The sequence below is a fragment of the Streptosporangium minutum genome, from assembly GCF_002149035.1.
GTDB lineage: Bacteria > Actinomycetota > Actinomycetes > Streptosporangiales > Streptosporangiaceae > Streptosporangium > Streptosporangium minutum.
The window spans coordinates 47,117-70,786 of sequence record NZ_NGFP01000010.1 but is presented as its reverse complement, the minus strand read 5'-3'; the positions used below and the strand labels follow the sequence as shown (position 1 = coordinate 70,786).

The following is a 23,670-nucleotide window of genomic DNA, read 5'->3' as shown; positions in this document are numbered from 1 at the left end:
GTTCCCCCGCCTCCGGTACGGCGGGGCCCGCCCGCACGGGCACGGCCGTACGGCAGGCTGGCGGGGGACGGCCGCGCTGGACTGGGCGCTGGTGGTGCTGGCCGTGGCGCTGCCCGGCGGGACCGGACTGCTCTCCACGGAGGTGCCCGCGCCGTTCGCCGCCCCGGCCTCCGGGGGACTGTTGCTGACCCTGCTCGTGCTGCACGCCCTGCCCCTGAGATGGCGCCGCCGGATGCCGCGGCTGAGCCTCGCGGCGGCGCAGGGGGTGCTGCTGGTCTGGCTGGGATGCGACGCGGCCGGGTGGACCGGACCGGGATCGGCGCAGTTGGTGCTGCTGTGCTGGTGGGTGGAGCTGACCCTGGTCCATACCGTCGGCGCGTACGGCACGCGCGGCTGGCCGGCACCCGTCGCGGTGGCCGCGCTGGGGGCGTTCCCCCTGGTCGACGGCCTGACGGGGCCGCCGGTAGCCGTCTGGGCGACGCTCACGGCGGCGTTCGCCGTCCCCACCGTCTCGGCGTGGGCTGTGGGCCTGCTCGTCGGCGGGCGGAGGCGCCGCCTGCGGGCCGCGGCGGCGCTGGACCGGGACCGGCTCGACCGGGACGCGACGGCGGCGGCACGGGCGGAGCGGGGCCGGATCGCCGCCGGGCTGCGCCGTACCGCCCGGTCGCACGCCGAGGCCGTGGTCAGGGCGGCCGACGAGCGGCGGCTCGACCTCGTCCTGGCCGAGGCGAAGGCCGGTCTGACCGCGCTCCGCGAGCTCCTCGACGAACTGCGCGGCGATCCCGCCGGCGACGATCCTCCCCCCGTCATCGCCGCGATCTCCGCCTTGGCCGCCAGGCGCCACGCCGCCGCCCGCTACACCGGAACGCGCCGCCCGCTGCCCGCCGCCGTCGAGGTCGCCGCCTACCGGATCGCCGACGCCCTGGTGACCGGCGGGACGACGGTGACCGTGGCCTACCTGCCGGGCGGCCTGACCCTGTCCGGAGTGGCCGAGGCCCGGAAGGTGCGCGCCATGGCCGACGCCGCGGGCGGTACGGTCACCGAGACGGAGGACGGGGTGCGGGTGTGGTTGCCGGAGGTGTTCCCAGCGTGATCGGGATGACGGTGCGGATGGGGTCGCCGCGTGATCGGGATGACGGTGCGGACGAGGTCGCCGGAGGTGCTGTCGGCGTGATCGGGATGACGGTACGGACGGGGGCGCCGGCGTGATCCGGGTAACGGTCGCCGACGACCAGGCGGTGGTACGGATGGGCATCACGGCGGTGCTCGGCGCGGAGCCGGACATCACCGTCGTCGGCCAGGCGGCCGACGGCGACACGGCCGTGGCCCAGGCGGCGTCGTTGCTCCCCGACGTGGCCGTCCTGGACATCCGGATGCCCGGTACCGACGGGCTCACCGCCACAACCCGGATCACGGCGGAGGTCCCGGGCACGAAAGTGGTGGTGCTCACCACGTTCGGCCTGGACGAATACGTGTTCGCGGCGCTGCGCGCGGGGGCGGCGGGGTTCCTGCTGAAGGACGCCGACCCCGAGCGGATCATCGACGCGGTCAGGGTGGTCGCCAGAGGTGACGCGCTGCTGGATCCGGGGGTGACCCGCCGGCTGATCGACCGATTCACCGCCGGCCCCGGTCCCGTCCACGCCGCCCGCGTCTCGGGCCTGACCCCCCGCGAGACCGAGGTCCTCCTCCACGTCGCCCGGGGCCTGTCCAACGCCGAGATCGCGGCTTCCCTCGGGATCAGCCCGTCCACGGTCAAAGACCACGTCGCGGAGATCCTCGCCGAACTCGGGGTCCGCGACCGCCTGCAGGCGACGATCGCCGCCTACGAGGCCGGCCTGATCCGCCCCGGGACGACCTGACCCTCCCGGAGACGGGGTGCTCCCCCGCCGTGCGGCGGGGGAGGGAACGGTCCTTCAGGAGGGCGATCACCACGATCTCCGCTTCTAGCGTGAAACGCATGACAGGCGAACTCCTCCACCCGGAGACCCGCGACGCCCCCACCGGGCCGCGCACGACCGGACACGCATCCTCACCCTCCCAGGCCGGTCGCGGCAGGTCTCCGCTACGCCGCGCGGCGGGTGGCGTCCTGGTGCCGGTGGCCGCGGTCGTGGCCGCCATCGCGGGCGCGGCCGTCTTCCTCGGCACGGCCGCCGTCACGGCGGCGATCCCGGTTCTCGGGGCGGCGGCGCTCGTCGCGGTCCTCGCCGTGGGGTTCCTGCTCGCCCGGCCCGCGTTCGCCCTGCTGGGCGCCCGCCGTCCGGGGAGCGCGGCGGTGGCCTTCGCCGGGGCGGTCGCGCTCGCCGTCGCCGGGGCCTCGGCGGTCACCGTGTTCCGGCCGATGCCCGGGGACCAAGCGGCCCCTGCCCCGGCCGGCGTCGCCTTCTGGGACCTGCCCACCGGCTCCAGGATCGCCTACACCGCGGTCAGGGCGGCCGATCCGCGCCCCACACCGGTGATCTTCCTGCACGGGGGGCCGGGCACGCCCGGCGAGGGCGTCCCCGACGTGGCCCGCGCCCTGGCCGGCCGTGGCTTCGACGTCTACGCCTATGACCAGGTCGGGGCGGGTCGCTCCACCCGGCTGGCCGATGTGACCGGCTACACCGTCGCCCGGCACGTGGCCGACCTCGAAGCCATCCGGCACGTGCTCGGAGCCGACAAGCTCATCCTCGTCGGCCGCTCCTGGGGCGGCGCCCTCACCGCGCGCTACCTGGCCGCCCACCCCCGGCACGTGGCCAAGGCCGTCTTCGTCTCCCCGGGTCCGCTCTGGGAGGGCTCCTACCCCGACCACGACACAGGCGACCCGTGGAGCGTGCTCCCGCCCGCGCAGGCCCGCCTGCGGGACGAGCTGGCCGGCACGCCGCGGATGATCGTCCAGAGCGTGCTGATGGGCCTCAACCCGAACGCGGCCCATGCGCTGGTGCCCGACGACGAGGCCGACCCGTGGTTCCGCCGGGTCATGCTCACCGGCAAGGACGCCACCCACTGCCCCGGCGGCCCGTCGGCCCCCGTCCACGGCAACCGTCCCGGCTTCTACGCCAACCAGCTCACCTCCGCCGACGCCGAGCGGGCCGCCGACCCCCGCCCCGCGCTGCGCGCGATCGAGGTTCCGGCGCTGATCCTGCGGGGCGAGTGCGACTACCTGAAACCGGAGGTGGCCGAGGACTACCGGCGCGCCCTGCCGCACGCCGCGCTCGTCCCCGTCAGGGGCGCGGGCCACTCCATCACCGCCGAGCAGCCCGGCTATCTCCCGCTGCTCCGGGACTTCCTGCTCAGGTGATCAGTCCCACCAGAACGACCAGGCGTTCCTGCCCATGATCTCCCGGGCGTAGTCGACCAGCGTCCCGGCGCTGTAGACGACGCTGTCGGGACAGAACGTCCAGTGCTCGGCGGCGACGTGCAGGGCGTGTTCGGGGGTGACCGGGGGCGCGGCGACGCTCAGGTCCAGGGTGTTGAAGCCGATGCCGACCACCCGTGCTCCGAACCTGTCCTCCCAGCTCCGCACCACGGCCGCGAGCGGGACCATCCACTCGTTGTGGTTCAGCGCGCCCTGCCACCCCATGACGGCCAGTGCGTCGGCCCCCCGCTCCGCCGCGACCAGGCCGAGCGGGGTCCTGCGCTCGGCCACCAGCCCGGCGTACCAGTCGGCGACCACACCGGGATCGGCGGCGAGCTGCCCCGACGCTGCCGGTCCCGGGCACTGCGGGCCGAAGGGGGCGAGCAGTTCGAGCTGGTCGGCGTGGGCCTTCTCGATCCAGTCCGACCACACCTCGGCCATGAACGCGGCGGCGTGGTAGTTGTCGATCTCGGCCACCGCGTCCGGGGCGATCTGCCCGGCCGACCAGGGCTGGACGGAGTCCTCAAGCAGCACCGGCCACAGGCCCGAACGCCCGTGCTCAGCCCGCAGCCCGGCCCAGAGCTCTCCGGAGACCGGCAGGTCACTCAGCCAGAACGCCGGACGGTGGTCGACGGCGAACTTAGCGTAACCGGGGTCGGGCCAGACCACGTCCCCGTCCGGCAGCACGCTGGAGAGCGTGCGTCCGTCACCGCCGTCGGCGAACAGCTGGCCCAGCACTGGCGGAAGTTGCCCACGCTCGCAATCGCTCATCCCTACCGATCCGATCCTGCCCACGGATCAATTTTGGCCTGTCAGACCCCCCGAGCGACAGTTAGCCCCGGGACCGGGCGAAAATCGTCGAATCGCAGGACATGGAAGCCCACGCCCACCGGGAACGCCCGGTGCAGGATGCAGATCGGGAACGCGGCCTCGTTGCAGTACGCCGGCGGCTTCCCGGTGATGCGACGCCGGGCGGCGCGCGCGGCAGGCGGTCAGGCGGATCAGGAACCGGGAAGCGCCGGTCACCGAGCCGCGACCAGCGTAACGGATGCGAGCGGATCAACTCTTGGGGCGAGCTCCGCCGGAGGTCAGGATCGCCGCCATGGAGGTGATCCGCGTCATCCGATCACCGGGTTTCCGCTGCATCGGATGCCGGTTCGAGCAGGGTCTGGCTCAGGGTCCTGGCCAGCCAGTCCTGACAGTCGCGCACGCTCCAGCCGCAGACCTCGGTGAGCCGTTCGAACACCTCGATCGACGTCAGGGCGTAGATGTGGTCGGCAGCCCGCTCGGCGCTCAGACCGGCACGCAGCGCACCCACGGCCGCCAGATGTTCCGCGGGGCCGCGGCTCCCCACCAGTCGCTGCCGTTCGGTGTCCGCCAGGACACCGGCCAGGCCGGCATCCGCGGCCGCGGCGGCGCGCAGCACGCGATGCACGGGGCCGACACGTTCGTAGATCGCCAGTGCCATCTCCGCGAACACCGCCAGCTTCCGCCCGGAATCGGGCTCGGCGAGGATCGCCTGTACGTGCGGCCGGGCACTCTGCGGGACAGCCCGCGCGTCACCGGCCAGCGTCACGTCCCACACCAGCTTGGCCAGGCCCGGCTTGCCGCCGGGACAGGAGGTGTACAGGGTCTGCACGACGACCCCTGACGCCTTCGCGACGGCGGCCATCGTCGTGGCCGCGTAACCGCGCTCCAGCATGAGCGCCCTGGCCGCCTCGGCGATGCGCAGCCGGGTCGCCTCCGCGTTCTCCCTCCGCACATCGCTCACGTAGCGGCGCTTGGGCCTCTCGTTCATGAAGGTCTCCCGGGCAGGCATTGACTTTAATTGATTCAAATGAAATTTTGTGCTTCTAGTCAATCCCTTGGGTTCGCCGGAGGCGAGCATGCGCAACCTGCTGCTGGAGGTCGTCCGGACGGGAGCGACGTCACTGCTCGGCCTGTTCGCGGGCGGCCTCGTGTTCACCGTGCTGGCCCCGTCCCTGCTCAAGCTGCCCGCACCCGCCTACGTACGGTACTGGCAGGCACTCAACACCGACTACGGCCGCGCCATGCCCGTGCTCCTGCTCACCTGCCTCGCCCTGCTCGTGGTTACCTGCGCCACCTCCTACCAGCGCGGCCGGCCCGTCTTCTGGCTCACCGTCACCGCCGCCCTGCTCCTGACCGCCACCATCGTGCTCACCCTGACCACCTTGGACCCGCTCAACCGGCTCGCCGACTCCTGGAACGCCGACCGGCCGCCCGCCGACTGGACGGACATCCGGCGGCACTGGTGGACGCTCCACACGGTCCGCACGGCGATGGCTGTCCTTGCCTTCCTCGCCCTTCTCATCGCCAACGCGGCCGACCGGACGAAGGGCGAGCCCCCCGACGCGAGGAGAACGAGCTCGCCGGGCGCGATCTCATGATCGACGGCAGGTGGTTCAGTGCTCCGGATGCGGATCGATCTCCCACAGCCGGGTGAGGAGGTCGCGCGTCTGGGCCATGCGGCGCTTGCCCGGACGCGCCTCGTGATCGCCACCGATCCCGCCGCGCCCGCCGACGGTACCGGTGGCGCCGCGGTGAACGGCTTCACCCCCGGTGCTTGCCGACGCCGAACTCAGCCACCATGGCCTCGCGCCGGGCCTTGCTGATCGGCCAGCCCGGCGCGTCGGGACGGCTCTGCCAGGGGTGCGGTCCCGCGGCGGGCCGGTACTCCACCCCCAGCGCGTCGAGCCGGGCCGTGTGCGCCTCCAGCCGCCGGGCGAAGTCCGGGTACGGCGCGCGGTCCGCGGACCACACGACCTCGGCGAACGCGCACAGCCGGGGGAAGACCATGTAGTCGACGGCCCGCGGGCTGTCCATGTGCTCGGTCCAGACGTTGCACTGGGCTCCGATCACGCGGGAGCGCTCGCCGGCGGTCAGCCCCGCCGGCTCGGGGTCGAACGCGTGGACGTCCTGGAGGGAGAGCGGCGGCCCGACGGGGATGGGCTCGTCCGGCAGCTCCGACTGGCGGTAGTCGAGGTAGACGGACATGTCGGGGCAGGAGACCACCTGGTGACCGGCCCGCGCCGCCACGACCGCCGCGTCCGGCCCGCGCCAGGCCGCCACCGTCACACCGGGCACCGCCCCGCACTCCAGGATCTCGTCCCAGGCGTACGGCACGCGCCCGCGTCCGGTGACGTGTTCGGCGAGAGCGGTGACGAAGGCGGCCCGCGAGCGGGCGTCACCCGGGCACTCGTCGCCGCCGATGCCCACGTGTGAGCCGGGGAACAGCTCCATGACCTCGTCCAGGACGTCCCGGCAGAAGTCCAGCGCCGCGGCGGAGGTGACGTCGAGACAGTGCGGGGAGAGCCCCCACGCGGCGCGCACCCCGACCGGCCCCGTACCGCCTTCAGGCCCCGTGCCGTCGATCGGCCCCGCGCCCTCGGCCACTTCCAGGGCGTCAACCGCCTCCGGACCGTCGGCCGGTTTCGGGCCGTCGGCCGCTTGCGGGGCGAGCCAGGGGTAGGCGGCGACCGCGGCCTGGGTGTGACCGGGCAGGTCGATCTCGGGCACCACGGTCACGTACCGCTCGGCCGCGTAGGCGACGATCTCCCGCACGTCGTCGGCGGTGTAGAAGCCGCCGTGCGGGCGTGGCAGGAAGGTCTCGTGCTGGCGGGAGCCGAGCATGCTCGACGACCGCCAGCTCCCCACCGAGGTCAGCCGGGGATACTTCGCGATCTCCACCCGCCAGCCCTGGTCGTCGGTGAGGTGGAGGTGGAGCACGTTCAGCCTGTGCAGGGCGAGCAGGTCGATGAAGCGCAGCAGGTCCGCCTTGGGCATGAAGTGCCGGGCGACGTCCAGCATGCATCCGCGCCAGCCGTACCGGGGCCGGTCCTCGATCTCGGTGGCGGGCACGGTCAGCGGGCCGCCCGCGACGGGCGCACGGCGCAGCGCTGCGGGCGGGAGCAGCAGGCGGAAGGTCTGCGCCCCGTAGAACACTCCCGCGGCGTCACCGCCGGTGATCCGCACGCCGGAGGGGGTGATCCGGAGCCGGAACTCCTCGGCCGCCAGACCGGGTCCGAGCGCCAGCACGATGCGCCCCTCTCCCCCGGCCGTATGCTCCGCGTTCGCCCCGGCACCGTCCCCGCCGTCGATACCGGCGGCGGACGGGGCCCCGGCCGCCGACGGCAGGAGGGCGCAGCCGGTGGCCGGGCCGAGCGCCGAGCGGAGCCAGGCGGCGACGCCGTACAGCTCGGGCGGGGCGTCGAGCGCGGTCCCGGCGGTCAGCGTGAACTCGCCGGAGCCCGGCCGGACCGAGGAAGGCAGCGGGATCAGGCCGTACGAGGTCCGGCCGTCCGGGGTCTGGCCGTACGGGGTCTGGCCGTACGAGGTCTGGGCCTGGGGGGTCAATCCTTCACCGCCCCGCCGAGCCCTGCCACCAGCCTGCGCTGGACGGCCACGAAGAAGATCAGCACAGGAATGGTCATCAGCGTCGAGGCCGCCATGATTCCTCCCCAGTCGTTCTCGTCGGGTTTGAAGAAGACCAGCAGGGCCGCGGGCAGGGTCTGGTTGTCCTTGGCCGAGATGATGAAGGTCCTGGCGAAGATGAAGTCGTTCCAGGCGGCGATGAAGGAGAACACGCTGGTCGCGATCAGGCCCGGCGCGACGAGGGGGAACAGGATCCGCCACAGGATGACGGAACGGCTCGCGCCGTCGATCATGGCGGCCTCCTCCAGGGCCTCGGGCACCGCGGCCACGAATCCCCGCATCATCCAGACCGCGAACGGCAGAGAGCAGGCCAGGTGGACCAGGACGAGCGAGCCCAGCGTGTTGAGCCCCACCCCCGGCACCGCCGTACCGATGTCGCGGATCAGGAAGAACAGCGGGATGGTGAGCGCCTCCACCGGCACCATCTGCGCCACCAGGAACATGATCAGCACGGTCGTGCGGAACCGGAAGTGGAACCGGGTGACCGCCACGGCGGCGAGGAAGGCCACCACCGCGGACAGGACGACGACCGTCAGGGCGATGCCGAGGCTGTTGAGGAGGTATCTGCTGAAGTTCTCGCCGCCGAGCACGCGTTGGAAGTGCTCGAAGGTGGGGGCCAGGGTCCAGGGGCGGACCTCCAGCGACTGGATCTCGCCCGCGGGCTTGAGCGCCGACAGGACCATCCAGTAGATCGGGAAGAACGTGACGACCGCGGCGACCACCGCGACGGTGTTGGCGGCCAGGCGGGATCTGCTCACAGCTTCTCCCCGCTGCGGTAGAGGGCGCGGATGTAGAGCAGGGTGACCACGAGCAGGATCAGCGTCATGATCACACCGATCGCCGAGCCGAGCCCGTACTCCGAGGACCCGAAGGCGGTCTGGTAGGCGTAGACGTTCAGCACGGAGTTCTGTCCCGCGATGCCGCCGCCGTTGGTCATCACGTAGATCTGCGTGAAGATCTTGAAGTCCCAGATGATCGACTGGATGACCACGATCGTGACCAGCGGCCGCAGCATCGGCACGATGACCCGCCAGAAGCTGTGCCAGGCCGAGGCCCCGTCGAGCGAGGCCGCCTCCACCACCGAGCTCGGGATGGCCTGTATCCCGGCGTAGAGCGTGACCATGACGAAGGGGAAGGAGTGCCAGACCACGGTCGCGCCGACGATGCCGAACGTGACCCACTTGTCGTAGAACCAGTTGTAGCCCTCGATGCCCAGGAGCTGGTTGACCAGGCCCAGGTCGGCGTCGAAGAGGAACATCCAGACCGTCGAGCCGGTCATCGCGGGCGCGGCCCAGGCGGCCATGGCCGCCAGCGACAGCAGCAGGCGCGGCACCCGGCCGGCCTTGGTCAGCACGACGGCGAGCGCCGCGCCGACCGCCAGCGTCGCGATCACCAGGACGGCGGCGAACACCACGGTCTGCGCCAGCACCGACCAGAAGCGCTGGTCGCCCAGGAGCGTCGCGTAGTTGTCGAACCCGATGAAACGCGTCGGCTCGCCCCCGCTGACCTGTGCCTGCCGGTAGTCGAACACCGACAGCAGGCCGAGCATGTAGATCGGGTAGCCGAAGAGCGGCAGCAGCACCGCCGCGGACGGCAGCAGGTAGAGCCAGGGCCGGAGCCTGCCCCTGGGACGTGGCGTTGACTGGCGGACCCGGGTCTCCGGGTCCGCCGGCGCCGTGGTGACCGCCGTCATGACCGGCCGAACGCGGCCTTCACCGCCGCGGCTGCCTCGTCGGTGGCCTGGTCGAGGGTGGCCTGCTTGGTGGCGATCTTCTGGAGCATGGTCGGGATGACCTTCTGGTTGTCGATCTTCACCCAGGCCGGGTCGATCGGCACGAAGCGGGTGCCGGCCGCGACGGTGTCGAGGAACGGCTTGAGGAAGGAGTCCTTGGCCGCGAGCTCGTCACGGGCCGAGGTCAGCGTGGGCAGGTTGCCCATGGCCTCGTACATCTTGATCTGGTAGGCCTTGCCGCCCAGCAGCTGCAGGAACTTGACGGCCAGCGAGCGGTGCTTGCTGCTCTTCATGACGCCGAGGTTGTTGCCGCCGGAGAAGGCCGGGGCGATCGCCCCCTCCTTGGCGCCCGGCAGCGGCACCACGGCGTACTTGCCCGCCGCCGCGCCCGCGTCGACCGCGGAGCGGCTGAAGTTGCCGAGGATGCCCATGGCCGCCTTGCCGCTGGCGAACAGCTCGACGGTCTTGCCGCCGGTGAGGCTCGCGCAGGTCTGCGGCGGGCAGTTGTCGTCGCTGAGCAGGTCGGTGTACGCCTGCACGCCCTTGCGGGCCTCGGGGCTGTCGAGGCTCTCGATGTCGCCTCCGGCGTCCCAGACGAACGGGAGCGCGCCGAAGGTGTACTCGCCGCCGACGGCGACGCCGTACAGCTCGGGCTTCTTCTTGCGGATCTCACGGGCGGCCGAGGCGAGGTTCTCGATCGTCGTGGGCGGCTTGAGGCCGAGCTCCTCGAAGACGTCGGTGCGGTAGTAGAGCGCGCGGATGCCGATGAACCAGGGCAGGCCGTAGACCTTGCCGTCGACGGTCGCGGACTTGAGCAGGTCGGCGCCGACGTCCTTGCCCTCCGGCCAGCTCCCCAGGTCGGCGCTCAGGTCGGCGAAGCCCCCCGCGGCGGCGTACTCGGCGAGGTCGGTGTTGCCGTACTCGGCGACGTCGGGGGCGCTCGCCGGGTCGTTGAACGCGCCCTTGAACTTCTCGTGCCGGGCGGGCGTCGTCGGGATGTAGGTCACCTCGACCTTCACGTCCGCGTTGGCGGCGCCGAACTCCTTGATCGCCTCTGCGACGACCTTCTCCTTGGGGGCGCGGTTGGGCTCGTCGAAGAGCCACACCCGCAGGGTCCCGGACTTGTCGTCACCGCCGCTCGCGGACGGGGCGGTGGCAGGGGCGCACGCGGCGAGGGCCAGCAGGGCCACACCCGCCGCCGCCCAGTTCAGGATCTTCACAGCTCTCTCCTCCTGTTGGCGGCAGACCCTAGAAAGGGGTCACCGGTCGCGGGAAGAGGCGGCGAGTTTTGTTGTGCAGTGCAGAACCTTGTGCTGCAAAGTAGCGTTGGGGACCTCGGCTCCCCTAACTTGACCTGCGTGTTCGACCCGCCGAGACTTCGCTGAGGCTGTGATGAACGAAGCTGCCCCGGAACGCAACCAGTCGGCCTCGCTCCGGCGCGCCCTCGCCGTGCTGGAACACGTGCGCGACCACGCGGGCGCCGGCCAGGGCCTGTCGCTCACCAGGCTCGCCGAGGCGGTCGGCCTGTCCAAGAGCACGGTGCTCCGGCTGACCGCCCCGCTCATCGACGCCAGGCTGCTGGAGCGCGACCGCAGGACCGGCGCCTACCGGCTGGGGCACGGCGCGCTCCACCTGGGCCAGGCCTACCTGGCCACGCTCGACCTGCGCACGGTCGCCGCCGAGGAGTCCCACCGGCTGATGACCGAGGTCCGGGAGACCGTCCACCTCGTGGTCTACGACGCGCCGGACGTGGTCTACATCGACAAGGTCGAGAACGAGACCAACGTGCGCATGGCCTCGCGCATCGGCAGCCGGGCCCCCGTCTACTGCACCGCCGTCGGCAAGGCGATCCTCGCCTGGCAGCCGGAGGAGGACGTCGAGAGGGTCGTGGCCGCCGGGATGCCGCACATCACCCGGTACACCATCACCGAGGCCGACCGGCTCCGCGCCGAGCTGAGCCGGATCCGGCAGCGGGGCTACTCGGTCGACGACCGCGAGAACGAGCCTGAGGTGCGCTGCGTCGCCGCACCGATCTTCAACCACACCGACACCGCGACCTCGGCCATCTCCGTCTCGGGCCTCACCTCGCGGATCACCGCCGCCCGGGTCCGCGACCTGGGGCCGCTGGTGGCGGAGACGGCACTGCGCATCTCCAGGAAGCTGGGATCGACTCGATGACCGGCACGGACGACGAGCACCTAAGGACCAATTTCTGATGATCGATCTGGTAACGCTCGGTGAGAGCATGGCGCTGTTCACCGCACGGCGTACCGGCCTGCTCCGGCATGCCCGTGACTTCGGTCTCAGCGTGGGCGGCGCGGAGTCGAACCTGGCGATCGGCGTCACCCGTCTCGGCCGGCGCGCGGCGTGGATCGGCAGGGTCGGCGCCGACGAGTTCGGGGAGCTGCTCCGCTCGACGCTGGCGGGTGAGGGCGTCGACGTCCAGGGGATGATCGTCGATCCGGACGCCCCGACAGGATTGATGATCAAGAATCGGCGCACGAGCGAGATGGTCGACGTGCGTTACTACCGCTCCGGCAGCGCCGGGTCCCGGCTCCGGCCCGAGGACCTCGACGTCTCGCTGATCCGGTCGGCACGCGTGCTGCACATCACGGGGATCACGCTCGCGCTGTCCGCCTCCGCCCGGGAGGCGGTGCGCGTCGCGGTCGCCGAGGCCCGCGACGCGGGCGTGACCGTGTCGACGGACGTCAACTACCGCCGCGCCCTGTGGAGCCCCGAGGAGGCGTCCGCCGTGCTGCGGGAGACCGTCGCGACGACGGACGTCCTGTTCGCGACCGAGGCGGAGGCCCGTCTGATCGTCGACGGCGCGGACCCGGCCGCCCTGGCCGGGGCCCTGTCGGACCTCGGCCCGCGCCACGTGCTCATCAAACGCGGCCCGCTCGGCGCGGTCGAGCTCTCCGACGGCGTCGTACGGCACGCGGAGCCGTACCACGTCACCGAACTCGACCCCGTGGGGGCCGGAGACGCCTTCGCCGCGGGCTGGCTCGCCGAGACGCTGGAGGGCGCCGGCCCCGAACGCCGTCTCGCGACCGCGTGCGCGGCCGGCGCCTTCGCGGTCGCCGCGGACGGCGACTGGGAGAGCCTGCCCCGCCGCTCCGACCTGGACCGCCTGCGCCCGGCGGACGCGGTCAGCCGCTGAGGCGGCCCTCGGAGAGGTTCTCCGAACCGTCGCGTCCGGCCGAGGCCCAGCCGTCGCCGCGGGCGGACCGCCCGACGCGGTACGGCGTCCGCCACCGGCCACCGGGGGGCGACGTCACCAGAGCTTGTCGATCTCACCCGGGTACAGCTCGATCCGGGAGTGCTGGAACGACGATCGGTGGCGACGGGCCTCGACCGAGAAGAAGCCGGCCATGGTGACCTTGCCGAAGCCGGGCCGGTCGCTGGGGAACGGGGCCTGAGGGGTCCCCCCGACGAGGACCGCGCCGGGCAACGGCCGCCAACCGGCGCTCTCGTAGAACCCCTGCAGGGGACGGTCGCAGGTGAACAGCCCGAGATCCAGGTCCATGGCGGCCATCGACTCGCGGGCCGCTGTCACCAGGCGGCGGCCGTGGCCCCTGCCGCGCGCCTCCCGGCGCGTCACCACCGTGCTCAGACCTCCGGCCCGGTAGCGCCGTCCGGCGTGGACGATCTCCTTGGAGAGGATGTCCAGGGCTGCCAGCACCACGCCGTCGTCCACCAGCAGCATCGACAACGGCCGCAGCCCGGGGTCGTGGGTGGGCGCGCCTTCGGTGACGGCGGAGGGATCCTCCGCCGGCCACGCCTGGTGCTGCAGGGCCGACACCTGCGCGCGGAGTTCGGGCGGGGTGGCCGCCTCCGGATACGACACGATCTGCACGCGCCGATTATTTCCTCCCGGCGCGGCCTGTTCCCCGCCGGGCTCCAAGTGTGTTCCCAGCCCGGTCTCCCGGCGTGTTCCTCGCCGGGCCTCCAGACCTGTTCCCCGCCGGGCCTCCCGGCTGTCCGGGCCGGGCCTCCCGGCTGTCCGGGCCTCCCGGCGGTCCGAGCCCGGTCCAGGCGTCCGGGCCCGGGCCGGGCCCGGTCCGGGCGTGCCGGTCGTCAGCGGTGGCGACGACCGGCGGAGGGCTCCCCGGCTTGGACGATCACCTGGCGGCCGTCCGCGGCAGGGACACCGTCAGGATCGACGGCGGCCGGGCCGGGCTCAGGGCGCCGAGCGCCTTCTCCGCGGCGAGCAGCCGGTCCAGGTGCTCCTGGATGACCGGCTTGCTGGCCCTGGCGAGTGCCTTGACCTGGGGCACCGACCCGTCGGCGATCTCCTTGTTGGCCGCAGCCAGGGCCGCACGGTGACCGTAGATCATCGCCTTGGTCCAGGCCTTGTCGAACTCCACGCCGGACAGGGCGTTCAGTTCCTTGGCCTTGGTCTGCTGACGCGCCGTGGGCTGCGAGGGCAGCGGCACCTGCAGCCGCTGCGCGACCTGCTGGAGCTTCTTGTCGAGTTTGGTGTGGTCGGCGACGAGCATGGCCCCGATCGAGCGGACGGAGCCGGCCTTCCCCTTGCTCTCGGCGGCCTTGCCTGCGGCGATCTCGGCGAGGTTGCCCTGATGCGCCTGGATCAGGAACTGCCTGTCCTGCGCCGGCACCCGGCCCTCACCTGAGGACGTCGACGTCGAGGTCGGCCTCGGCATCGGCGTGGGCGTCAGGGCCGAGGCCGCCGAGCCGCCCGTCAGTGCCAGCACGGCAGCGGAGGTCGCCGCGATCGCCGCGAGTGGGGTATGAAGCGCCATCACTACCTCCGGGAATGTGTCCTGGCGGATTTTCCACCACTCCAGAGGCCTTTCCCGGCACAGAACTTTCCATGTGGACAAAACGCCACATTAGTACCAAATACCACCATTCGATTGCATTACATAACAAGCCACTCCTTCCCCGGGGGCGGGCGGGGCGGACCAGCGTCCGGCGTCCCCGTCGAGCAGCCGAGCGAAGATCGCCGGACTGCCGGAGCGGAGGAGGCGCAACCGGCCCCCCGAACCGCCGGAGGGGCGGAAATCCGACAGCGGTACGTGGTCGTTGGCCGGTCTCGTGCCCGACGGGCACCTCCGATCCGCGGCGGCCGGCGCGCGCGTCCTCGGCGAGACGCCGCCGGCCAGGAGCTTGCCGGAAATACCTCTTCGGGGAGTGTAACCCACCGCTATCACCCCAGAACGGATCGTCAACACTCGCACACCGCGATGCCTCCGCCGCGGCGGCGCCCGGTAAACCCGCGGTCACCGGCGGGCGGGGCGGATGACGGCGCCCTCCAGCCCGATCCCCCGCGAACCCGCGATCACCGGCGAGCCGTACGGATGACGGCGCCCTCCAGCCCGATCCCCCGCAAACCCGCCGTCCTCAGCGGGCCGTACGGATGACCGCCGTCCGGCCTCCCTCGGGCCCCCGCGGGGACGGCTATCGACGATCTTCCGCCAGGCGGGCGGTGACCAGCCACCCCCGGCCGGTGCCCGCACATTCCGGGTCGAACGCCGGTGGCACGGGGCGGCGGTATTCTGCCGCGACCTCACCGAGGTCATGGAGAGCCGGGCGCCATCCTCGTCCGCGGAGCCAGGAGGCGAGGTCCCCGGCGGGACCGCCCCGCCACAGGTCGACGAGCTCGGCGGAGATCGCCCGCCGGGCGGCACGGAGCGGTTCGGAGTCCTCCATATGATCCAGCGCCAGGACGCTGCCGGGGGCCGAGGCCCCGGTGACGCGATCCAGGAGGAGGTCGGCGGCGTCGGCCGGCAGGGCGTACAGGATCCCCTCGGCCAGCCAGGCGGTCGGCAGGTGCGGCCGGAGACCCGCCTCGACCAGCGCACCCGGCCAGTCGTCGCGCAGATCCGCGGGGACCTCCACCCGGTCGCAGCGCGCGAGGACGCCATGCTCGGCCAGGCGGGCGCCCCTGAACGCCAGCACGTCGGCGAAGTCGACCTCGAAGACACGCGTCCCGGCGGGCCAGTCCAGCCGGAACGCGCGGGTGTCCAGACCACACGCCAGCAGCACCACCTGGGCGCACCCGGCCCCGGTGGCCTCCAGCAACGCCCGGTCCAGGAAACGCGTGCGGACCGCCACCTGATCGGCCATCATCTCCGCGAAGCCCGGCCCGGTGGACGCCGGCGCGGCAGTCCACACCGATCTGGCGACGCCGTCCGCGTCGAGGAACGTCCGCGCGTAGGGGTCGTCGAAGAGCCGGTCCGCGCGGCGGCTCTCCTCCGCTCGCAGGAAGGCGACCCCCAGGGCGGTCGCGCCGATTCCGGTCAGCTCGCCGGCGAGTTCGGGTCGGTGTGCCATCGTGCTCCTCCAGAGCTGTCGTGAACGCCTTCCCTGGACGGGCCGGGCGCGGGCGTCTTCCCCGCCCCTCCCCCTCCTAGGAAAGAGCGAATGCTCGTTCTCTCTTCAAGCTGCCACGCCCGCACCGGATTGACAAGAGCGAACATTCGTTCTTTTATGGAGCCATGTCACCCGTCTCGTCGGCGCACCTGGCGGCGCGGCGCGCCCAGCTCCTCAAGGCCGCCCGCACCTGCTTCGCCCGCAACGGCTTCCACGCCACGTCGATGCAGGAGGTCCTCAGCGAGGCCCGCATGTCCCCCGGCGGCGCGTACCGCTACTTCCCCAGCAAGGAAGCCCTCGTGGCCGCCATCGCCACCGAGACCCTGACCGAGGTCTCCGCCGCGCTCAAGGCCCTGTCGGAGGACGGCTCCACCCCGGGGCCCGACGACATGGTGACCGCGGTGACCTCCACCGTCGAGCGGCTCGACGCGCTGCACGACACGGCCAAGCTGGAGATCCAGGTGTGGGCGGAGGCCCAGCGCTCCCCGCTGCTCGCCGAGCAGTTCGCCAGGGCGTTCGCCGACGTGGAGCGCTTCATGACCGAGCAGGTCGAGACCTACCAGGGGCGTGGCCTCATCGAGCGCGACGTGCCGGCCGGCCACATCGCCCGGGTCCTCATCGGCCTCGTACACGGTTTCATGGTCCAGCGGACCCTGCTCCAGGCCGACACCGCCCTGTTCCGCGACGGCCTCCGCGCCCTGGTCGCGGGCCCCGGCCGCGCCCCCGCCCCGCCGTCAGAGTGATCCCTGGACTGCCCCGCCGTCAGAGTGATCCCTGGACTCCGGCGTCCTCGCGGTAGCCGCGGGCCTGCATCTCGAACAGCCGGGCGTATCCTCCGTCCGTGGCCGTGAGCTCGTCGTGCGTCCCCCGCTCCGCGATCCGGCCGTCGTCGAGCACGACGATCAGGTCCGCGTCGCGGACCGCGCCGAGCCGGTGGGACACGAGCAGGCTGGTACGGCCGGCGCGATGCTCGCGGAGCCGCCGGTGCACCTCGTACTCGGCCTGCGCGTCCAGGCCCGAGCTGGGCTCGTCGAGGATGAGCAGGTCACGCCCCTGGCGCAGCATCGCGCGGGCCAGGGCCAGGCGCTGCCACTGCCCCCCGGAGAGCACCACTCCGGCCTGCGGGTCGTCCTCGTCCTCCGGGCCGAAGAAGATCCGGCTGAGCAGCGTGTCGTAGCCCCGGGGCAGCGCCTGGACGGTCTCGTGGACGTCCGCCATCCCGGCCGCGGCCTGGATGCGGGCGCGGTCGGACAGCGCCTCGATCTCCCCCACCCCGATGTTCTCCGCCGCCGTCAGGTCGTAGTTCATGTAGTCCTGGAAGAGCACGCCCATCCTGGCGCGCAGCTCGGCCGGCGGCACCTCGCGGAGGTCCACGCCGTCCCAGAGGATGCTCCCCCGGGACGGGTCGTAGAACCGGCACAGCAGCTTGATCAGGGTGCTCTTGCCCGCCCCGTTGAGCCCCACCAGCGCGACCGACGCGCCGTGCGGGATCGTCAGGTCGACCCCCCGCAGCACCCACGGGTGGCTGTCGTCGTAGCGGAACCACACGTCGCGCAGCTCGATGCCCCGCCGCAGCGCGGGCAGCGCGGCGGCCGATCGCGGGGCCGGCAGGTCGTCGGGGAGCGACGTCACCTGCTCGTGGTAGCCGAACAGGGACAGCGCCTGGCGGGCATGGGCGGCGTTCTCCACCGTCGCGATCAGCGCGGCCTGCGTCCCGGCCACGGCGGCGGCGAACGCGGTCACGTCACCGAGGGTCAACCGGCCGTCCACGGCGGCGTACACCGCCCATATCAGTCCCACGCCGCTGACCGCGGCCGACAGCACCGCCAGCACCGACTGGGTGAGCGCCTCCCGCCGGTCCAGCCGCCGCTCACCGGCCTGGATGGCGGCCAGCTCCCCGAACATCCGGCCCTTGAGGAAGTCGCCCAGCCCGAAGAGCCGAACCTCCTTGGCGGCCTGCACCTCGGTGATGAGGGAGGAGTAGAGGACCTGCCGCCGGATTCCCGCGGACTGCCCGGCGATCATCCTCATCCGCCGCTTCTCCAGCGACATCCGCGCGACCAGGGCGGGAACCGCCGCGAGCGCCACCAGCCCCGCCATCAGCGGGCTCAGCACGGCCAGGGCGACGAGCAGGCCGACCAGCGTGATGACGTTGCGCCCGATGTCGAACAGGCCGGAGGTGATGGGCCTCAGCGCGCCGCCCGTCGCCTGCGCGGCCATCCGCAGCCTGTCCAGGAAATCGGGGTTCTCGAACCGTGACAGGCCCTGGAACCCGTTCACCGCGGTGTACAGGCGGTCCTGCGTCAGGCGGTCCAGCCTGCGCTCCATCTCGGCCTGCAGGTAGGCGATGAGATGCGGCAGCACCCCGGCGGCCAGTCCCAGGACGGTGAGGCCGCAGGCGGGCAGCAGCACCTGGCCGGTACGGCCGGCCGCCAGCTCGTCGATGAGGAGCTTCGTCGCCCACACCGTCCCCAAGGGCAACAGGCCGCCGATGACGGTCGCCGCCAGCTGGGACAGGGCCAGCCCCGGGCCGGCCCGCCAGCACAGCGACGCCACCGTCGCGGCGTATCGCGACAGACGGCGGAACCGGCCCCCGTCCGGTTCCGCGTCCGAGACCGGAGACGTCGTCACCTCGCGCGGGCCGTTCCGGCGAGAGCGTCCAGATCCGTGTCCGCCGCCACGATCGTGCCGTCCGGGCCGACCCGGAGGAACGTCGGGAAAGCCTCGATGCCGACCGCCTTCACCAGGCTGTCGGCCTGTTCCGCCGTGACGACGCTCGCCGCGCCGCCGATCATCCCGATGAGGTCGCCGGCCTTCCCGCCGTCACCGGAGATGACCGCCATGGCGGTGCCGGTGCGGGCCGCGTCGGCGAAACGCGGCGCGTGCTCATGGCACGCGTCGCAGCTGACGTCGAAGAACGCCACGAGGCGTGGCCGCTCGCCGCCGTCCGCCCCCGCGGGGGGCAGCGTGCGACCGACCAGGACTCCCGGGTCGTAGGGAGGACCGAACCGCGCCGGTCCGGCGAGCCGTTCCAGCTCGGCGGTGTGCTCGCGCAGGCGGCGCAGTACCGCGAAGGTGAGCACCAGGTCGAAGAGGCAGAGTATGCCGACCAGGACGACGGCGGCGATCAGAAAAGGCATCGAGCAACCTCACTTAAGGACTTCGAGTCGTCACACCCGCGCGTCATCGCGGCGGGGCGGAGGTGGTGAACAGGCCCAGCAGGTCGTCGAGGCGTACGACGAGCAGGGCGCCCACGGCGGCGGTGACCAGTGCGAGGACGACGCCCGCCGGGTGTGCCCCGGCCCCGGCGTCACCGGCGACGGTCCCTGCCGTGAGCCCGGCCCCGCCGGCCAGCAGCAGGACGAGATTGCGCACCACGTGCGCCGTGCCGAGCGGCGCGGCGGAGGCTCCGAAACAGCGGCACGGCGCGCGCCGCCCCCGGCGCACGGCGGCCAGGATGCCGGCGGTCAGAGCGGCGAGCAGCGCCATCGCCACCGCGAATCCCAGGAGCACGGTGGACGGCAGCGCGAGTGACAGGATCACCACGGCCTCCGCCCCCAGCACGGCGTACGCCGCCGTCACGGATCCGGCGCGCGGGAACATCCCCAGGGCCACGATCGAGCCCACGAACTCGTCGAACGCCGCCCGCCCGCGGACCTTGCCCGCCAGCGCGATCACGAAGACACCGGCCAGCAACGCCCGGCACCCGATCGTCAAATAGAGCATCTTCACCGTCTCACCACTCGTTCCACCCCGCGACGGACGTGCTCCGCGGATCCCCGCCACGGTGAGGACCCGCGGAACACGCCCGGAGTCCGGCGGCAGCTTCGGCCCCCGGACCTACGGGTTCTGCCCGGTCAGCAGCTCCCGCGCCTCTCGCAGCCCGTCACGCAGCCGGTCGTACCGCCGACGATGTGGCAGAGCTTCTGGTACCTGGCCGTCCCGTAGCAGAAGCAGGTCATGTAGTAGGAGGTGTCAGCCTTGGCGGTCGCCTTCGGCACCAGCTTCCCGAGCACTCGGTCGCCGAGCTTTCCCAGAAGAGCGTTCATCTGGATTCACTCCTTCATAGAGCGATGTGGACAGCCGAAACGCTATTTTGGGGAAATACAGCCGCTGATACAGCGGAGCTACAGCGGGGCGGTGAGCAGCCTCTCCAGCACCGGATCAGGCCGCATGGCGGGTGACGCGAAGAGCTCCGCGGCCCGGCGCGCCTCCTCCGCCGCCGCGGCGGGGTCGCCCAGCGCGGCGCGCGCCCTGGCGAGCTGGCGGGCGGCGGCGGCCTGACCGTAGAGCTCACCGGTCCGCGCGGTCAGCTCCAGCACCCGGGCGAGGTCGGCGGCGGCCGAGGCCGGGTCCCCGCGGCGCAGCCATATCTCCGACCTGCTGAGCAGCACCTCCCACTCGTCCTCCCGGTTGCCGGTCTCGCGGCAGTGGCGCAGCGCCTCCCCGAGTGTGGCCAGAGCCTCGTCCCTGCGGTCGAGCAGGCAGTAGGCGCGGCCGAGCGCGGCCAGGGTGATGCCCTCCCCGAAGGAGTCGCCGTCCGACCTGCGGAGGGCCAGGCACCGCTGGAGGCAGTCCGCCGCCTCGGTGAACCGGCCGAGCCGCAGCAGGACCTCGCCCAGGTTGTGCCTGACCATCCCGACCCGGCTGGACCCGTGCGCCTCAAGCAGCCGCAGGCCCGCGATGATGTGGCCGAGGGCGTCGTCGAGGTCGCCGCTGCGCGTGCTCAGCCAGCCGAGGTTGTGCAGCGCCATCCCCTCGGCCTCCCGGTCGCCCAGGTCGCGCCGGAGTTCGAGGGCGCGCCGCAGGCAGTCGCGGGCCACGTCGGACCGGCCGGTCCTCCACTCCACCAGTCCCAGCATCGTGAGCGCCGCCGCCTCCCCGGGACGGTCGCCGTGCCGCCGCGCCACCTCGATGGCGAGCCGTGCGACGGTCTCGAACTCCCGCCAGTGCCCGCACTTGGTCGCCAGCGCCCTGATCAGCGGCATCAGGTCGGTGACGAAGCAGGCGACCGCCGGTTCCCCCGTCGCCGCCTGGGCCGCGGCCGCGATCAGGCACGGCATCTCGGTCTCGAACCGTCGCACCGCCTCGGCGGGGTCACGGAGGGCCACCCCGGTGTCCCGCCGGCTCGGCCGGTGCCCGTCGCCGGACCGCAGATGCGGCTGGAGCAGGTCGTTCACCTGATGGCAGAGGTCGAGGTACCAGTCCAGCGCCCGCCGTACGGCCCGCACGCGCTCGTCCGGCGGGTCGTGGACGACGGCCAGCTCCGCGGCGAACAGCCGCAGCAGGTCGTGCATGCGGAACCGCCCGTCGCCGGCCGGCTCGACCAGGCGGACCTCCGCCAGCTCGTCGAGCGCGTCCTCCGCCGCCTTCGGGTCGGCGTCGAGGAGCGCGGCGGCGAGCTCGACGCTGATCTCGGGCACGTCGAGCACACCGAACAGCCGGAAGGCGTGCGCCGCGGCGGCCGTGGCCCGGCCCGCGCCGCCCGTCAGCGCCGCGTAGCTGACCTCGAAACAGGACCGGATGCCCAGGTCGGCCGCCCGCAGCTCGTCCAGCCGCCGCCGCTGGTCGCGCAGCCGCTCGGCGAACCGCACGAGCGGCCAGTCGGGGCGGCCGGCGAGACGGGCGCCGGCGATGCGCAGCGCCAGCGGGTGGTAGCCGCACCAGCGCGCGACGTCGGCCGCCGCCCCGGCCTCGGCGGCCACCCGGTCCTGTCCCGCCAGCAGCGTGAGCATCCGCACCGAGTCCGCCTCGTCGAACACGTCCAGGGCGATCGGCACGGCGTCCATGGTGGTCAGCGCCGTCCGGCTGGTGACCAGTGCCGCGCAGCCGCCGCCGGCCGGCAGCAGCGGTCCCACCTGGGCCGCGTCGACGGCGTTGTCGAGGACGACCAGGACCCGCCGGCCGGCCAGCAGGGACTGGTAGCGGGCGGCCGCCTCCCCGGGTGCGGCGGGGACCTCGCCGTGGGGCACTCCCAGGGCCCGCAGGAAACGGCCGAACACCTCGATGGGCCGTAACGGCGGCAGTCCCGGGCTCGCCCCCTGCAGGTCGACGTAGAGCTGGCCGTCGGCGTAGTGGCCGGCCGCGGCGTACGCCGCCCGCAGCGCCAGCGTCGACTTGCCGACGCCGCCGGGGCCGTGCAGCGCCAGCACCGGCGGTCCCGCGCCCGGCGCCGGCTCGCCGCACAGGACGGCGAGCATCCCGGCCAGCTCGGCCGGCCGGCCCACGAACAGCGCCGGCTCCCGCGGCAGCTGTCGCGGGCGCGGCGGCCCGTCCCCGGCGTGCGCGGTCACGGCCGCTCCCCCGGACACGGCGACTCCCACCGGCGCAGCCGCTCCCCCGGTCACGGCGTCGCCCGGCGGCACGGTCGTCCCGCCGGGCACGGCGGCTCCCATCGGCACGGCCGCTCCCCCGATCACGGCGTCCCCGCCGGTCGGCGGCCTCCCCGGCGCCATCAGGTCCGCGTCCCGGCGCAGGACCGCCTGGTGCAGGCGGCGCAGCTCCGGGCCGGGGTCGAGCCCCAGCTCCTCGGCCAGGACCCGGCGGGCCATCCCGAACACGTCCAGCGCGCCGGCCACGTCGCCGCACCGGTACAGGGCGACCATGAGCTGGCCGTGCAGCCGTTCCCGCAGGGGGTAGCGGCCGATCAGCTCCCGCAGCCGGGTGGCCGCCGTCGTGGGGCTGCCGAGGGCGAGCTGGATCTCGGTGTACTCCTCCACCGCGCTCAGATACTGGTCGGTGAGGCGGGTGACCACCTCGCGCAGGGTCGGCCCCAGCGGCGCGTCCTCGGCCACTCCCCCGCGCCACAGGGCGAGGGCCCGGGTGTAGGCGTCCTGCGCCGTGACGAGGTCCCGCCGGGTCAGCGCCTGGCGGCCGCGCGCGGAGAGCGCCTCGAACTGGAAGAGGTCGAACTCGGCCGGCTCGACCCGCAGCAGGTATCCGGCGTCGGAGGTGACCAGCCGCTCGACGGCCGGATCCTCGGAGAGGGGCAGCACCCTGCGGAGCTGCATGAGGTAGGTGCGCAGGTTGGCCACCGCGGAGCGGGGCGGATGCTCGTCCCACACCTCCGTCACCAGCGTCCGGATCGGCACGACGTAACCGGCGCGCGCGAGCAGCATGGCCAGGACCGTGCGCTGTTTGGGCGCCGTGATCCGTAAGGGTGAGCCACCGGCCTGGATCAGCACCGGGCCCAGGAGTCCAAACCTCAAGGTCGTGCCTTCCTCGCCGGCCCCGCGTCGTCGGTTAGAGGGACCGCCCGCCCAACCGGCGCAGCACGACGCCGAGCAGCCGGTCGGCGGGGAAGAACCCCCGCTGCCGGGAGTCCACGCTGTCCGGGTTGTCCCCGAGGACCACCAGCGTCCCGGAGGGAACGCGGACCACGCCGTCGCCGGTGGCGATCCCCGGCGGCACCGGGTCACCGGGGAGCGCGGCGACCCGTTTGATGTTCCAGAGCCGGCCGTCGGCCCCGGCCGGGCCGGGCGTGTACCGGCCGGCGGGATCGGACGGAGGCTCCAGCACGACGACGTCGCCCTGGCCCACCTGGCCGATCCGCCGCCGCCGTACCAGGACGCGGTCGCCGTCGGTCAGCGTCGGAGCCATGCTCATTCCCTCGACGGTGACCACCACGTAACGCAGGCGGGCCCAGAAGGCGCCCGCCACGAGCACGAGAACACCGGTAAGCAGCCCACGGATGATCAACTTCGCCTCGCCCCCCTCCGTCGGCCTTGATCCACTCACGGCAAACGATCTCCATTGGCGCCGGGATCTGTCAACAGGTCCCGGCGGGCATCCGCGGATCCCGTGGGCGGCGAGAGAC

Annotated in this window: 22 protein-coding genes; 7 read left to right on the top strand and 15 right to left on the bottom strand. The window is 72.9% G+C overall.

Annotated elements, in window-relative coordinates; genetic code table 11:
* The 3 genes from CA984_RS45870 to CA984_RS04140 all read left to right on the top strand — a co-directional run.
* Nucleotides 1-1,093, top strand: a 1,093-nt coding sequence (locus CA984_RS45870) for a hypothetical protein (RefSeq protein ID WP_207620713.1), incomplete at its 5' end; no start/stop codon positions are given.
* A 112-nt stretch (nucleotides 1,094-1,205) separates the two neighbouring features.
* On the top strand, nucleotides 1,206-1,859 hold the full coding sequence (locus CA984_RS04145; RefSeq protein ID WP_086568281.1) for a response regulator transcription factor: 654 nt from the start codon (nucleotides 1,206-1,208) through the stop codon (nucleotides 1,857-1,859).
* 98 nt (nucleotides 1,860-1,957) lie between these two features.
* On the top strand, nucleotides 1,958-3,277 hold the full coding sequence (locus CA984_RS04140) for an alpha/beta fold hydrolase (RefSeq protein WP_086568278.1): 1,320 nt from the start codon (nucleotides 1,958-1,960) through the stop codon (nucleotides 3,275-3,277).
* On the opposite strand, the gene CA984_RS04135 is transcribed toward CA984_RS04140, so the two are convergent.
* Both CA984_RS04135 and CA984_RS04130 read right to left on the bottom strand, forming a co-directional pair.
* Nucleotides 3,278-4,072 carry a DUF4253 domain-containing protein gene (locus CA984_RS04135; RefSeq protein ID WP_242675720.1) on the bottom strand — a complete coding sequence of 265 codons (795 nt, stop codon included), beginning with the start codon at nucleotides 4,070-4,072 and terminating at the stop codon, nucleotides 3,278-3,280.
* A gap of 388 nt (nucleotides 4,073-4,460) precedes the next feature.
* Complete coding sequence (locus CA984_RS04130; RefSeq protein ID WP_086568274.1) at nucleotides 4,461-5,132, bottom strand: TetR/AcrR family transcriptional regulator; 672 nt, start codon at nucleotides 5,130-5,132, stop codon at nucleotides 4,461-4,463.
* Between the two features lie 67 nt (nucleotides 5,133-5,199).
* Here CA984_RS04130 and CA984_RS04125 point away from each other — a divergent pair, with 67 nt between their 5' ends.
* Nucleotides 5,200-5,742 (top strand): anthrone oxygenase family protein, encoded by a 543-nt coding sequence (locus tag CA984_RS04125; protein WP_242675719.1) that lies wholly within the window; start codon nucleotides 5,200-5,202, stop codon nucleotides 5,740-5,742.
* Nucleotides 5,743-5,905: 163 nt separating this feature from the next.
* Here the strand turns inward: CA984_RS04125 and CA984_RS04120 are convergent, their stop codons facing one another.
* From CA984_RS04120 to CA984_RS04105, 4 genes are read right to left on the bottom strand one after another with little or no spacing between them, the layout of a single operon-like run.
* Complete coding sequence (locus tag CA984_RS04120; protein WP_086568269.1) at nucleotides 5,906-7,708, bottom strand: beta-N-acetylhexosaminidase; 1,803 nt, start codon at nucleotides 7,706-7,708, stop codon at nucleotides 5,906-5,908.
* The gene (locus CA984_RS04115) at nucleotides 7,705-8,544 is read right to left on the bottom strand and encodes a carbohydrate ABC transporter permease (RefSeq protein ID WP_086568267.1); all 840 of its coding nucleotides are present in this window, start codon (nucleotides 8,542-8,544) and stop codon (nucleotides 7,705-7,707) included. The genes CA984_RS04120 and CA984_RS04115 overlap by 4 nt, the downstream gene beginning before the upstream one ends.
* Nucleotides 8,541-9,479, bottom strand: a complete 939-nt coding sequence (locus tag CA984_RS04110; RefSeq protein ID WP_086568265.1) for a carbohydrate ABC transporter permease — start codon at nucleotides 9,477-9,479, stop codon at nucleotides 8,541-8,543. Before CA984_RS04110 ends, CA984_RS04115 begins: the two co-directional genes overlap by 4 nt.
* Nucleotides 9,476-10,738, bottom strand: coding sequence for an extracellular solute-binding protein (locus tag CA984_RS04105; protein WP_086568262.1), 1,263 nt, complete (start codon nucleotides 10,736-10,738; stop codon nucleotides 9,476-9,478). The genes CA984_RS04110 and CA984_RS04105 overlap by 4 nt, the downstream gene beginning before the upstream one ends.
* 172 nt (nucleotides 10,739-10,910) lie before the next feature.
* Here CA984_RS04105 and CA984_RS04100 point away from each other — a divergent pair, with 172 nt between their 5' ends.
* On the top strand, nucleotides 10,911-11,696 hold the full coding sequence (locus tag CA984_RS04100; RefSeq protein ID WP_086568260.1) for an IclR family transcriptional regulator: 786 nt from the start codon (nucleotides 10,911-10,913) through the stop codon (nucleotides 11,694-11,696).
* A 37-nt stretch (nucleotides 11,697-11,733) separates the two neighbouring features.
* Nucleotides 11,734-12,678, top strand: coding sequence for a sugar kinase (locus tag CA984_RS04095; protein ID WP_086568258.1), 945 nt, complete (start codon nucleotides 11,734-11,736; stop codon nucleotides 12,676-12,678).
* A gap of 114 nt (nucleotides 12,679-12,792) precedes the next feature.
* Here the strand turns inward: CA984_RS04095 and CA984_RS04090 are convergent, their stop codons facing one another.
* The 3 genes from CA984_RS04090 to CA984_RS04080 form a co-directional block, all read right to left on the bottom strand.
* Entirely contained in the window at nucleotides 12,793-13,374 is a 582-nt protein-coding gene (locus tag CA984_RS04090; protein WP_086568257.1) for a GNAT family N-acetyltransferase, read from the bottom strand.
* A 265-nt stretch (nucleotides 13,375-13,639) separates the two neighbouring features.
* Nucleotides 13,640-14,281, bottom strand: a complete 642-nt coding sequence (locus CA984_RS04085; RefSeq protein ID WP_086568254.1) for a DUF4142 domain-containing protein — start codon at nucleotides 14,279-14,281, stop codon at nucleotides 13,640-13,642.
* A gap of 658 nt (nucleotides 14,282-14,939) precedes the next feature.
* Nucleotides 14,940-15,815, bottom strand: a complete 876-nt coding sequence (locus tag CA984_RS04080; RefSeq protein ID WP_086568252.1) for an SAM-dependent methyltransferase — start codon at nucleotides 15,813-15,815, stop codon at nucleotides 14,940-14,942.
* A gap of 164 nt (nucleotides 15,816-15,979) precedes the next feature.
* On the opposite strand from CA984_RS04080, the gene CA984_RS04075 reads away from it, so the two are divergent.
* Nucleotides 15,980-16,597: a TetR/AcrR family transcriptional regulator gene (locus CA984_RS04075; protein WP_086568250.1), complete on the top strand. Its 618-nt coding sequence runs from the start codon at nucleotides 15,980-15,982 to the stop codon at nucleotides 16,595-16,597.
* A gap of 19 nt (nucleotides 16,598-16,616) precedes the next feature.
* On the opposite strand, the gene CA984_RS04070 is transcribed toward CA984_RS04075, so the two are convergent.
* The 6 genes from CA984_RS04070 to CA984_RS04045 form a co-directional block, all read right to left on the bottom strand.
* The gene (locus tag CA984_RS04070) at nucleotides 16,617-18,410 is read right to left on the bottom strand and encodes an ABC transporter ATP-binding protein (protein ID WP_242675718.1); all 1,794 of its coding nucleotides are present in this window, start codon (nucleotides 18,408-18,410) and stop codon (nucleotides 16,617-16,619) included.
* 71 nt (nucleotides 18,411-18,481) lie between these two features.
* Nucleotides 18,482-18,994: a hypothetical protein gene (locus CA984_RS04065; protein WP_086568245.1), complete on the bottom strand. Its 513-nt coding sequence runs from the start codon at nucleotides 18,992-18,994 to the stop codon at nucleotides 18,482-18,484.
* Between the two features lie 43 nt (nucleotides 18,995-19,037).
* Complete coding sequence (locus CA984_RS04060) at nucleotides 19,038-19,580, bottom strand: MauE/DoxX family redox-associated membrane protein (protein WP_341351697.1); 543 nt, start codon at nucleotides 19,578-19,580, stop codon at nucleotides 19,038-19,040.
* 131 nt (nucleotides 19,581-19,711) lie between these two features.
* Nucleotides 19,712-19,903, bottom strand: coding sequence for a hypothetical protein (locus tag CA984_RS04055; protein WP_086568240.1), 192 nt, complete (start codon nucleotides 19,901-19,903; stop codon nucleotides 19,712-19,714).
* Between the two features lie 78 nt (nucleotides 19,904-19,981).
* On the bottom strand, nucleotides 19,982-23,062 hold the full coding sequence (locus CA984_RS04050) for an AfsR/SARP family transcriptional regulator (RefSeq protein ID WP_133061546.1): 3,081 nt from the start codon (nucleotides 23,060-23,062) through the stop codon (nucleotides 19,982-19,984).
* A gap of 34 nt (nucleotides 23,063-23,096) precedes the next feature.
* Entirely contained in the window at nucleotides 23,097-23,591 is a 495-nt protein-coding gene (locus tag CA984_RS04045; protein ID WP_207620711.1) for a S26 family signal peptidase, read from the bottom strand.
* Nucleotides 23,592-23,670 lie beyond the last annotated feature (79 nt).